The 11,171-nt window shown below is 54.2% G+C and carries 8 protein-coding genes; 3 read left to right on the top strand and 5 right to left on the bottom strand.

Annotated elements, in window-relative coordinates:
- The first annotated feature begins 164 nt into the window (after positions 1 to 164).
- The 3 genes from ACTJIK_RS06320 to ACTJIK_RS06310 all read left to right on the top strand — a co-directional run bounded on the left by ACTJIK_RS06320 (position 165) and on the right by ACTJIK_RS06310 (position 4,097).
- Positions 165 to 1,964: an ABC transporter ATP-binding protein gene (locus ACTJIK_RS06320; protein ID WP_440645510.1), complete on the top strand. Its 1,800-nt coding sequence runs from the start codon at positions 165 to 167 to the stop codon at positions 1,962 to 1,964.
- Between the two features lie 86 nt (positions 1,965 to 2,050).
- Complete coding sequence (locus ACTJIK_RS06315) at positions 2,051 to 2,515, top strand: DUF983 domain-containing protein (RefSeq protein ID WP_440645509.1); 465 nt, start codon at positions 2,051 to 2,053, stop codon at positions 2,513 to 2,515.
- A 379-nt stretch (positions 2,516 to 2,894) separates the two neighbouring features.
- Positions 2,895 to 4,097, top strand: a complete 1,203-nt coding sequence (locus ACTJIK_RS06310) for a hypothetical protein (RefSeq protein ID WP_440645508.1) — start codon at positions 2,895 to 2,897, stop codon at positions 4,095 to 4,097.
- Positions 4,098 to 4,247: 150 nt separating this feature from the next.
- On the opposite strand, the gene ACTJIK_RS06305 is transcribed toward ACTJIK_RS06310, so the two are convergent.
- The 5 genes from ACTJIK_RS06305 to ACTJIK_RS06285 all read right to left on the bottom strand — a co-directional run bounded on the left by ACTJIK_RS06305 (position 4,248) and on the right by ACTJIK_RS06285 (position 11,106).
- Positions 4,248 to 4,823 (bottom strand): hypothetical protein, encoded by a 576-nt coding sequence (locus ACTJIK_RS06305; RefSeq protein WP_440645507.1) that lies wholly within the window; start codon positions 4,821 to 4,823, stop codon positions 4,248 to 4,250.
- Positions 4,824 to 4,845: 22 nt separating this feature from the next.
- Positions 4,846 to 7,194, bottom strand: coding sequence for a TonB-dependent receptor (locus tag ACTJIK_RS06300; RefSeq protein WP_440645506.1), 2,349 nt, complete (start codon positions 7,192 to 7,194; stop codon positions 4,846 to 4,848).
- 80 nt (positions 7,195 to 7,274) lie between these two features.
- A complete protein-coding gene (locus ACTJIK_RS06295; RefSeq protein ID WP_440645505.1) occupies positions 7,275 to 7,613 on the bottom strand; it encodes a hypothetical protein in 339 nt (112 codons plus the stop codon).
- 85 nt (positions 7,614 to 7,698) lie between these two features.
- Positions 7,699 to 9,276 carry a DUF1501 domain-containing protein gene (locus ACTJIK_RS06290; RefSeq protein WP_440645504.1) on the bottom strand — a complete coding sequence of 526 codons (1,578 nt, stop codon included), beginning with the start codon at positions 9,274 to 9,276 and terminating at the stop codon, positions 7,699 to 7,701.
- Between the two features lie 186 nt (positions 9,277 to 9,462).
- Positions 9,463 to 11,106 (bottom strand): DUF1800 domain-containing protein, encoded by a 1,644-nt coding sequence (locus ACTJIK_RS06285; protein WP_440645503.1) that lies wholly within the window; start codon positions 11,104 to 11,106, stop codon positions 9,463 to 9,465.
- Between the last annotated feature and the right edge of the window lie 65 nt (positions 11,107 to 11,171).

The following is an 11,171-nucleotide window of genomic DNA, read 5'->3' as shown; positions in this document are numbered from 1 at the left end:
TTCGGGGAATAGTATCAGTTTAAAGGCTCAGAACATGCTGGTGGAATAATCTTCCGGCTTATACTATTAAATTACGCAATTTTTAGGGTAAATACCGTGATAAGTACAGGTTAAAATTAATGTTCCAACATCATTACAGCTCGTTTTTCCACTAACTTTGCCCTATGAAATTGTTACTAAATTATCTTAAGAACTATAAATGGCTCGTCGTGCTGGCATTGCTGCTGGCCACCATCAACCAGGTGTTCTCCCTGATGGACCCCTGGATATTCGGGAAAATCGTGGACAAATTCGCGTCGCATCCCACTTCGCTTAATCCCGCCAAAGAAACCTTCATATTCCGCAGCGAGAACGAGTACCTGGTAGGCGTACTGCTGTGGTTGCTGGCTTCCATTGGCGTGGCGATGGTAAGCCGCATTGCAAAGGCCTTCCAGGACTACTTCGTGAGCGCCGTCACACAGCGGCTGGGCGCGCAAATGTATACCGATGGCCTGCGCCATTCCATGCGGCTGCCGTACCAGGAGTTTGAAGACCAGCGCTCCGGCGAAACGCTTGCTGTGCTGCAAAAAGTGCGGACAGATACGGAGAAATTCATCTCCGCTTTCATCAATATCCTGTTCACCACCTTTATTGGCGTGATAGTGATAATGGCGTTCGCTTTCACGATCCATTGGAGCCTGATTTTCGTGTATTTAGGCGGCAGCGTGATACTCGGCTGGCTGATGAACGTGCTCAGCAAAAAGATCAAGACCATCCAGAAAGGTATCGTGAAAGAAACCACCGTGCTGGCGGGCGCCACTACTGAGTCTTTAAGGAACATCGAGCTGGTGAAGAGCCTGGGCCTTACCAACCAGGAGATCCGCCGCCTGAATGCCAATACTATGAAAATACTGCTGCTGGAACTGAAGAAGGTGCGCAGCGTGCGCAGCATCGCGTTCGTGCAGGGCACTTTCGTGAACCTGCTGCGCTCCAGCATCCTGTTCCTCCTGCTGTGGCTGGTGTATGGAGAAGTGGCAACCATCGGCCAGCTTTTCATGCTGCAGCTGTATTCATTCTTCCTCTTCGGGCCGTTGCAGGAATTGGGCAACATCATCCTCTCCTACCGCGAAGCGCAGGTTTCCCTCGGCAATTTTGAGCGGATACTGCAAACGCCCGTGGAAGCAACACCGGTGAACCCGCCCAAACTTTCCAATGTACGCGAGCTGACCTTCGACCATGTGGGTTTCAAACACCTCACTGCGCTGAACAAAGCGCTGGACGATATCAGCTTCTCCGTAAAAACCGGGGAAAGCATCGCTTTCGTAGGCCCTTCAGGCAGCGGAAAAACCACGCTGGTAAAGCTGCTGGTGGGCCTGTACAAACCCGGCGAAGGGAATATACTGTACAACGGGCTCAACAGCTCGAGCATAGATATCGAGGAGCTGCGGCACCAGATCGGGTTTGTAACGCAGGACACACAGTTGTTTTCAGGCACCATCCGCGAGAACCTCGCTTTCGTGAACCCCAAGGCCACGGAAGAAGAAATGATGAACGCCCTGCAACGCGCATCCGCCTACAGCCTGCTGGCCCGCGCGGAGAAAGGCATCGATACGGTGATCGGTGAAGGCGGCATCAAGATATCCGGCGGTGAAAAACAACGTTTGTCCATCGCCCGCGCACTGCTGCGCCAGCCGCGCCTGCTGGTGTTCGACGAGGCCACGTCCGCGCTGGATTCCATCACCGAGGAGGAGATCACCCAGACCGTGCGCCAGGTAGCATCCAGCAAAGAACATATTACCGTGATGATCGCTCACAGGCTGAGCACCATTATGCATGCGGACCGTATTTACGTGCTCGAAAAAGGCCGTATCGTGGAAACCGGCAACCACTACTCGCTGCTGGACGAAAAAGGGCTCTATTACGCTATGTGGCGCCAGCAGATCGGGGAAAGGAAAAGCTCCGAAAGCGCGCAGCCGGTGGCATAAGCAGCATCTCTTAACAAATTTTACCACGCAGGGCAATGATATCCGTCATTGCCCTGCGCCGTTAAAAAAACGTAGCTTTGCAGAACATGAAAAAAAGACCGAATTATTTCCTGAGCATGCTCAAGATGAAATGCCCGCACTGCCGGAGAGGAAATATGTTCCGCACGAAAAACGCTTTCCACTGGCGGCTTTCCAGGATACTGGACATGCATGAGCATTGCCCCGTATGCGGGCAGAAATTTGAGCTGGAAACAGGGTTCTGGTTCGGTACCGGCTACGTGAGCTATGCGTTGGGCGTAGCACTGTCCGTCTTCAACCTGATCTGGTACTGGCTGATATTCGGCATGTCCTTCTGGGACAACAGTATTTTCTGGTGGTTAGGCGTGAATGGGGTTATCCTCGTAGTCGCTCAGCCCTGGCTGATGCGCATTTCCCGTGTTATTTACCTGTACTTCTTCGTGTATTACGATGAAGATACAGCTGGCCTGCCGGATGCAGATCATAAGCATGGTGAACACTCCCGTCCGCACCCGGCAGGGCATTCACATTAAAAGGATACTAAAGATATTGATTCAGGAAGGGCCGTGAAAACGGCCCTTTTTGCTTTTCATCCAAAATCTGAGCAGTATGTCAGATCATCTTTAGTCCGTTTAATATGTTCGAAACCGGCTTCCCGGTTAACAGTTTCATCAACTAACAAATATATCTTTTCCCCTCCACTCTTTCGCTGCTTTTTTGTACGAACGGCAGCAGCGGCGTTTTGGCGCTCATCAGACCAGGTTATAAACGGTAGCTCATGCGCGCCCCCTGAAATGCATGGTAAGCTCCGTTGACATATCCCCTTTCGCTCAAAAATACCATTTTATTATTTGCAACAACGATGCATTTGTATAGATTTGCAACTTTGTTGCACTTATTAAAACATCATCAATGAAAAGAATCCTGACACCTGTAATGCTTGCCCTACTATTGCTGGCAGCCTGTAAGAAAAACGACCATCCCGCGGAGCCGGAAAAGCCGGAAGCGGAGTACCTGCGGCTGGTGATCTCCGATGCGGAGAAAGCGCAGATCACAGTACTGGAGCCGGTTTCAAAGAAAACGGCCATCTACCCCGTACATGCTGCCAAACCCACGCTTTACGCCACCAGCACGGGGCAGTTTGCGGCCATCATCAGCCGCGCGGCCAACCTCGTGGAATTTTTTAACACCGGCATCGAAGTGCATGGCGGGCACCTGCATGCGCATACACCGGAGATGTCGCCCGTACAACTCACCCAGGCCGGGCCCACGCACTTCTTTGCACATGAAGGGCTGAACGCCATCTTCAACGACGGCGCGGGCAGCCTCAGCCTGTTCAAAGACAGCGACCTGGAAGACGGCCAGGGCCGCGTACTTCCTGTAGCCGCGCCGCATCATGGCGCCATGGTGATCTACGACGATCACACCATTGCTGTTACGCAGAAAGACGGTTCCGCCAGCGGCACCCTGCCGGAAAAAGTAAAGATCATAGACCGCTTCGGCGTTACGCTGCATGAAGCGCAGATCGTCACCAAAGGCATTCACGGCGATGCCGGGAACGGCAAGCTGGCGGCCTTCGGGAGCCAGGACGGCATTCTCATCGTTCATCAAAATGGCACTCAATCTTTGATCAATTATCCTGCTGCCTTTGGTACCAATTGGCTGGGCACAGTGCTGGGCAGGAAAGGCCTGCCGCATTTCTTCGGCTACACCGCCGCCCTCGGCCTTTACAAGATCGACCCGGCTAACTCGCAGATCACGCCGGTGCTGAAGAACGATGATCAAAACATTGTGCAGTATGTGCTGGACACGGATGGGAAATTCCTGTACGTGCTGCTGAAGAACGGTAACATGAAAGTATTCGATGCGGTTACCGCGCAGCTGAAAACCGAAGGCAAAATAACCGCGTCCGTCCCAGATGGCGCGGCGGCGGAAAGCATTCCCTCCTTCGCTGTTTCAAAAAAGATCGTATACATCACCGACCCCGCAAATGGCGCGGTGAAGATGTTCCAGACCGGCAACCTGAAAGAAGCAGGCAGCGTGAATGTGGGCGGCAAACCGTTTAAGCTGCTCGTAGTGGGCGACCAGTCGGGGTTGAAGGTGGAAGACCATTGACCAACAAGGGCCGTCATTGCGGGGAGCAGCAGAGCTAAAGCGGGGAGCGACGAAGCAATCTCCCCCGCTGCTCCTCGCAACGACGGTCTTCCAACAAAAAGAGAGCGCCATAAAGCGCTCTCTTCTACTTTGTATTACCTGCGGTTTCCGTTATTTGATCTCGATCGGGAACTCCGCGCTTGCGTCTGTGCTGCCCGGGCCGTAGGTACCGTTCTTGCTGCCCGGCTGGTGCCTTACCACCATGCGCAGGAACCCGGTGAATGCATTTTTAGTGGCCACTGAAACCTCCAGCCCGATGGGCAGGTTGTTCGCGTCTTTATCCAGCGGAACAACGGTGGCGGCGGTGGTCAACGAATCTGTAACCGGCGCGTTGGCATTCAGGAAAAACAGGTGAAACACGCGGTGCTCGTCTCCTTCTTCTTCAATTTCTTCAGTCACATTGTCCGGGGGATTTTTTGTTTCGTCCAGCACTTCCGTGGCAAGCGTATAAGTTGTGTTGGCTTTCAGGTTGATCTTGGTTATTACCGGCGCGGTTCCGCCGGAACCGTCCAGGTCCTTCCAGGTAGCGATCACTTTTTCGGCGGGCACGGCCGCGTTCGTAAAGGTGAGCTTCACCGTGGTGATCTCTTCGTTCTCGTTCTCGGTCGGCGTATCGTTCTTTTCCTTCTTGCAGGCGGCAAAAAACAGTGTAGCGGCAGCAGCGTATAATGCGATATTCTTCTTCATGTGTTGTTCGTTTTTAAAATTGTCAGGATGCTTTTTTGCCGAATTGCAGCGGCAGTTTGAGTTTCAGGTAAACATTGGTGCCCGGTTCGTCCGCGAAGTAGCGGAAAAAATTCAGGTAATCGCGGTAACGCGTATTAAAGATATTGCTGGCCCCCAGGATCACGGAAAGCGGCTGTTTGCCCAGTTGCAGCGTGCTGCCCGCTTCCAGCCCTACCAGGTTGTAGGCTGCCGGCGGTGGCATCAGGTCCTGCCCGCGCGGATCGTTCTTATCCACGAGGTTGGCGGGAATGCGCGTTTGTTTCAGCACGTTGCCCAGGTTTACGGAAATATAGTTGTCCTTCATCCGGGCGGTGCTGCCGGGGAAAAAGCTAAGCTCATGCTCGAACCGGTCAGACGGCATATTGATGAGCCAGTCGTTTCCCGTTTCGTTGTAAGCCCGCAGCACAGAGGCTTTGGTGGTGAGCTGCCATTTGGGAAGGAACTGCCAGCGCAGTTGCGCATCCATGCCTTTCATGTTCACGTCCGACTGGCGGTAATAGGTGAACGGGAAAGCGCCGCGGATGGTCACCACGATGCTGTCCGTCGGCTGCAGGTAGATGAAGTTCTGTATGTGGTTATAATAGAAATTCACATCGGCTTCCAGCTTGTCGGATATATCGTAGTGGAAAGCGGCGTTGAACTTGGAAGCGGTTTCTCCTTTCAGGTACGCATCGCCCTGTTCGATCACGGCGGCGCCATGGTGAAGCCCGGAGGCATATAGCTCATTCACGGCAGCGGGGCGCCAGGCGCGGGCAGCGTTCACGGAAACATGGAAATGGTCCGTTACGCGGTACTGCGCGCCCAATGAGCCCGAAAAGCCGGAATACTGCTGGCCGGGATAATTGATGTCTCCCGTGTTATCTCCAAGGTTGAAATATTCTTTGTTGTCGTAGCGGATCCCTCCTTCAAGCAGCCATTTGGAATCAATGCTTTCCCATTTTTCCGTCCAGAACACGCCGTACTGCAGGCTTTCGTAGTTGGGGATGAACAGCCGGCGTTTGTAGCTGTTCTCCTGGTACATGTACGATACGCCCACGGTGCCACGCAGTCCTTTCCAGCTGTTGTGGTCCCAAACGAGGTCGCCCGTCCAGGTGGTGAGGTTCAGGTTCATCTGGTTCACGGAAAGGGCGGAATTGCGGTCCAGCTCGTCGCGGTAGTTGAACTGCCGCGCGAATGTCAGGTTCAGCCTGCCCGCCTTTCCTGTATTTACATAACCTTTTACCTTGAACAGCTCATGTTCCACATGCTGGTATGGCCTTTCGATATCGTAGCTGAAACCTTCGGTGTATTCCGGCTGGGGTTTCCGCTGGCTGATCAGCTGCTCCAGGTCTGTACGGTTGCCGATGTGCGAGCCTTCGAAAACGCCGAGGTTGGTATTGAACTGGCTGTAGAATAATTCTACGCCGTACTTCGGCTTTTTCCATCCTGCGGCGGCGGAGAAATTAAATTCTTCCACGCCCGTGTTATCCAGCCAGTAGTCCGGCGTGCGGGTGTTGCCCCCTTTGCGCACGGTGCCCTGCAAGCGCCAGCTGAGGCCTGGCAGGGCCGGCACCTGTTGCTCTATGATCGCGGACAGCGCGCCCAGGCGGTTGTTGGAAAACCCCGCCATGTTCACCTCTCCGGCCAGCCCTGGATTTACAGGCAATGCTTTCGGTTCCACCAGCACCACGCCGCCAATGGCGTCGCCGCCATAACGCAATGCACTGGCGCCTTTGATCACGACCATTTTATTGGCAAGAAAAGGATCCACTTCCGGCGCATGTTCGGAGCCCCATTGCTGGCCTTCCTGCCGGATGCCGTTGTTGAGGATGAGCACGCGGTTGCTGTGCAGGCCGTTGATAACGGGTTTGGAAACGTTCGGCCCGGTGGTCATGGAAGTAACGCCGTTCACCTTCTTCAGCGCTTCGCCCAGCGTAAGCCCGCGCGTCTGGTCCAGCGCATGGCCGCTCAGCGATTCCACCGGCGCGGTGGTCACTTCTTTGGCGGCATGGCCGGTAACGGCTACTTCCTGCAGCTGTGTGATGCTGTGCGGCAGCGAAATGTTCCGCCGCTCGTCCCCGCTCACCTGCCAGCTCATTTCAACGGGCAGGCAGCCGATGTGGCTGATGCGCAGGGTATAAAAACCGGGGCAAAGCCCGTCAATTACATACGTCCCATTGTCTGCGCTCTTCACGGAAAGACCGTTCTCCTTCACTATGATCGTTGCGCCTGCAAGCGCTTGTTTGGTCTGGCTGTCTGTTACCGTTCCGCTCAGGCGGATAGTACATTGTGCGCCGGCCGTGCCTGCCAGTAAAAGCAGCGCAACGCCCATCAGCGCGATTTTCCTTATCATCTTGTATGAATCAATCGTCACTGGCAGCATGCTTCCGCAGCCGCCGAAAATAAATAATCAAAAAAAGGGGGAATCCGCTCTTATGCAGAAGGCGGCGCGCGCAGGGAAAAGAAATACGCGGGACAGGAAAAGATATAAGCAGGCAAGCCCTCAACGGGGTTCGCATAGGAAATTGCAGCAGCGGGAAGATGAACGGTATGCGCCGGAAGATATACATCCACCGTCCAGGTCAGCCATTCGCAGTGGCGGTGCTCGGTGGACAGCACAGGGCCGCTTTCGTAAGCGGATTTGCAGATCACCGCCTCATCCACCGTATCCTCGTGACCGGTAAAATGGTGCACATAATCCCTGGGCGTAATGTATAAACAGAACACGCCCAGCAGAATAATAGCTCCTATGGAATGGATCAGCTTTCTCACTTTACCGGTTATGCCAGCAAAGATAAGGAAAAGGGAATGAATGCAACAGCGTTGCAGGCCATAATACACCAGCGGTAACAGCGGCTTAGCGCACTTTCAGCATGGTACGCACCTGCTGCGTGGTGCCGTTCTGCAAACGGATGTAATAAATACCGGCAGGCAGTTCGCTTTCGTAATCGATGGTGTAATTGCCGGCTACATGCACCCTGTCCGCCAGCGTGGCCATCAGGCGGCCCATCGTATCGAACACCTGGAGCATCGTATGCCCCCCGCGGGATTTGTAGGAAATGACAGTTTTACGCTGAAAGGGATTGGGATAGTTGGTCACCAGCACATCGTCGTCGTTCACGCCGGGCACGCCTGTTACAACGCTGCAGGCCAGGCCGTTGACGAGCGGCAGGCTCTGGTAATTGTTCAGCAATATCTTGTTCAGGTCTGCCGGTTTTACGCAGAACCATTGTTCTAACAGCGATGCATATACGGAGCGGAAGTCGTACTGCATGGGAACGTTGTCGGTGGGTTGCGACCCGGTGGGTATCTCAGGCGTATTGCCCAGTACCTGCTGGTTCACATAATCGCCGAAGATGATCATAGGAGCGGCAGCGCCATGGTCCGTACCCATGCTGCCGTTGGACCTGATGCGGCGGCCGAATTCCGAGAAGGTCATGCCCACCACCCGCTGCGATTTTTTCATGTCGCGCAGGTCTTCGGTGAACGTTCTTACCGCATCGGAAATATTCTGGAGCAGCCTTGCGTGGCTGCCGGTGGTGGTATCGCCGCTGTTGGTCTGGCTGGCATGCGTGTCGAAACCGCCGATGCTCACCATGTACAGCCTTGTTTTGAGGCCGCCGCCCACGAGGCGCGCAACTATTTTCAGCTGTTCGCCGAGGTAGTTGTTGGCCGGATAAGTGCGCTGGTTGGTCACTTTCGAGGCAGCCGCTTTAATGGCGTCCGCGAAGCGGTTGGTCTGTTTCTGGATCAGACGGATGTATTTCAGCTCTTTCCCTGCGCGGGTATTGGGTACATCCTGCTCGCGCCCTTCTATCAGGTCGTAAAAATCTGTTGCGCTGGTTACGGCCATGCCCATATTGCCGCCACCGCCCACAAAAGAGGGGGAAACGATTGAACCGATCTGGATGGCCAGCGGGTCGGGCATTTCGGCATTCGGATAGGCGTCAGGAAAGCCGGGATATTCGGTATCGAGGTAACGCCCGCCCCAGCCTGTATCCAGGATGGTATTGGCATCGGAGCCGGTGAGCCAGATATCTGTTGCACGGAAGTGCGAGAAATTGGGTGAAGGGTAACCTACACTGTGAACGATGCTCACGTGGCCATCGTCATACATATCGCGCAGGCCTGTCATGGCGGGGTGGAGGCCGGTTTTGGTCTGCCCGGCAAGCTTCAGCACGCTGCCTGAAGGAATAGCGATATTGGAACGCGCGGCCTGGTACTTGTCATACTGATCCAGCGGGATCACCATGTTCAGCCCATCGTTACCGCCGTTCAGCTGGATCATCACGAGCACGTGATCATTGTCTGTAGCGGTGGATTCCAGCGCTGCCAGCAACGGCGAAGCGCCGAAAGCCTTTACGGCGAACCCGTTGATAAAAGACGGCAGTATGGCGGCCGGTGCGGTATATTTGAGGAAGTCTCTACGTTTCATCCGTGCATAATTTATTTTGAAAGGTCGGATGGAACCTCAGGGTTCAGTTTCATCCGTGCATAATTTATTTTGAAAGGTCGGATGGAACCTCAGGGTTCGGTTTCATCCGTACATAATTTATTTTAAGGGACCGGATGGAACCTCGCGGTTCCGCTCGGTTTCATAAATAGGATTTTTCAACATCGATCAGGCTAAATGATATTCCGACAGGTTCATGATGGAATGGTAAAGGTCTTTCAGCATGCTCACCACCAGCCCGCGCGCCATTGCATCCCCGGGAGCGGCTTTGTATGCATTCCATGCGGTTGTCCAGTAGTAATCCTGTTCCTGGCCTTTCAACAGGATATTGTTTTTAAGATATGTTTTCATGGCGTCTGAAATGCCCATCCGGTACAGGATGCTGAGCGCGTCGTTGATCAGCGCAACGGGGTCCGAAGGGTCGGGCAGCTGGTCGGTAAAGATCAGCGGGTCTATCTGCAGGGTGGCGCCGCCGGAAGAATATCCGGTGGTGATCAGCCTGTCCGCCATGGATGTACGTTTCGGCAGCGTATCTGTGTTGATCCACAGCTCATGGAACTGCGGGGCAAGATAATAAGCGTCCCAACCCGACACTCCGGGCGGATCGCCGATATTCTGCTGCTGCTGCGCTGCCGCATTCTGCAAGGCGCGCCATTGCGGGTAGGCCTGTGCGTAATTCGCCGCGGGCGCAAACTGCACGCCGAACTCGCGGCAAAGCCCCACAGTAAAGTCCACCGGGCTTTTGATCAGGCAGCTCATGTTCAGCGGGTCGTAGAAGTGCTCGCTTCTGAGCAGCGCGCTGAGCAGCGGTTTTATCTCGTAATTGGCGCTGCGGAAAATGTCCGCCAGCGGCGTGATCACGTTCTCTTCGGCATTCTGGTCTATTTCGTAGTAGATGAAGAACTGGTAGAATTTGCGGCAGATGAATTTGGCCACTTCATGTTGCTGGAAAATGATCGCCAGCATATCGTCCAGCTCGGTGGTGCCCATCTCGCCGGTTTTGCCGGTGATCACTTTATTGGAGAACCAGGAGGAGAACTGTTTATTGGTAATGTCGTGTTTGGTGGGATCGAAGTAGGAGGTGATATTCACCTTGTCTACCTTATAGCCGGTGAGCACATGCGCGGCGGCTCTTACATCTTCTTCCTGGTATCGGGAATCGGGCCCTTTGCCGCAGGTGAACAGCTCCAGCAGCTCACGTGCATAGTTCTCGTCCGCCGCCGTTTTTTCGTTCAGGTAACCGTTGAGATATACCAGCATTCCCGGGTCCAGCGTCACTGCTTTGGTAAGCGTTTTGAAATTACCCAGCGCATTGTTGCGCAGCATTACGTTGTGCTTGTACATAAAACGCGCATCGCCGATGGTCTGCGTTTCGGTAGCAAAGTGATTATGCCAGAACAGCACGAGCTTTTCGTGCATGGTCCTTTCCTGGTTGAGCATTACGCCCGTCCACCAGGCTTTATAGGAAGCGCGGCGGTCGTTGTTGAGGTCTTCGTCTCCGTCGGGAGCGTTCACCCAGGTTGCGCCTGGCGCAACGCCGGTGGAATCAGTCCCGTAGTTATTCACCGGGGGCGCGGGCGTATTCGCATTGGCTTGCAACAGCGCGTCCACGGCCTGATCGAGCGTCATTGCCTCGAAATGTTTCACGTCCGCGGGCGTAGCGCCAAACATGCAGCGCTTCAGCAAATGCACCACCTGCGCTCTTCCCCAGGCGCCTGTATAAGGGCTCAGCCCTGAAAAGGTCCTGGAAACGTTTACTTTCACCGTTTTTTTGCGGGAAGGGGCTAGTGTTAAGAAGTCTCTACGGTCCATCTGGGATACGGTTATTGACGATTCAAAGAAATGGTTTTGGCTGTTGCTCTATTGGTTCAGTTATG

The sequence above is a fragment of the Chitinophaga sp. 22620 genome, assembly GCF_052044405.1.
Taxonomy (GTDB): Bacteria; Bacteroidota; Bacteroidia; order Chitinophagales; family Chitinophagaceae; genus Chitinophaga.
This window is presented reverse-complemented; position numbering and strand designations above follow the sequence as displayed.